The following is a 1073-nucleotide window of genomic DNA, read 5'->3' on the forward strand; positions in this document are numbered from 1 at the left end:
TGCTCTGTGTCATTCGGTGTCCCTTTCCAACCTACCCGATCAAGGTAGATCGATCCTGGTCCACCTCCGGCTTACACAGTCGTCATGACACGCCCCGACGAGTTGGTCGCGCGTATGGTCTCCGACACCGGCAACGGACAGGCGCTTCCCCTGTTGGCGTACACGTTGCAGCGCCTCTACTCGGAGGCCCGCGAGGCGGGCACCACAGTGCTGTCCGCCACCCTGTACGACAAGACCGGCGGGGTCCGCGGCGCGCTTGTCGACCACGCCGACGCGGCGCTCGCCGAAGCCACCGCCGCGACTGGTAGCACCGACGAGGAGGTCCTCACCGCTCTGCTTCGTCTGATCACAGTCGATGCCGACGGCCGCCCCACACGCCGCCAGGTACCTCTCGACCATCTGTCCGACTCGACCGGGAGGGAGGTGACACCATTCGTCGCTCGCCGTCTGCTTACCGTCAATAACAGCAACGGCCAGACCGTCGTCGATATCGCCCACGAACACATCTTCACCGCGTGGACACCGCTCGCCACGGCAATCGGCCAGGCTGCCGATGGTCTCCGGCTGAGGGCGGCGGTCGAGGACACCGCTGCCGACTGGAATCGCCATGGCCGGCCCACCAACTACCTCTGGGAATTCGACAGGGCCACCGAAACAAGGCGAGCTGTCAACCTGACAGAACTCACCCCCATCGCCCGGATATTCCTCGACATCAGCCGCCGACACGGTCAACGCCGTCGCCGCCGACTCACCGCCGCGCTCACGAGCGCGCTGCTACTTGTCACCTCCGGTGCTTTCATAGCACTCGTTCAATGGCATATCGCCGTCGATCGGGGAAAGGCCACAGAGCGGGAACGGCGAACTGCCGTAGCGCAAAGACTCATCACCGAAGCAACTGCCCTCCCTTCCAGTACCCCCCGTAGGGCCCTCAAACTTGACCTCGCCGCGCACGAAATCGACGGACGAGTCGGCGCGATGGACCAGATTGCGACGATCCTTACCGACAACACATTGCAGGCGAGTCTCACCGACCACCTCGACGCGGTGAGCGGGGTGGCGCTCACGCCGGACGG

At 64.7% G+C, this 1073-nt stretch carries 1 protein-coding gene; it reads left to right on the forward strand.

Features of this window, described 5'->3' with window-relative positions; translation table 11 throughout:
- Positions 1 to 114 precede the first annotated feature (114 nt).
- Positions 115 to 1073 (forward strand): nSTAND1 domain-containing NTPase (locus FF36_RS31270; RefSeq protein ID WP_479686807.1); only part of this gene is annotated, 959 nt, incomplete at its 3' end.

The sequence above is a fragment of the Frankia torreyi genome (assembly GCF_000948395.1).
In the GTDB taxonomy this organism is placed as follows: domain Bacteria; phylum Actinomycetota; class Actinomycetes; order Frankiales; family Frankiaceae; genus Frankia; species Frankia torreyi.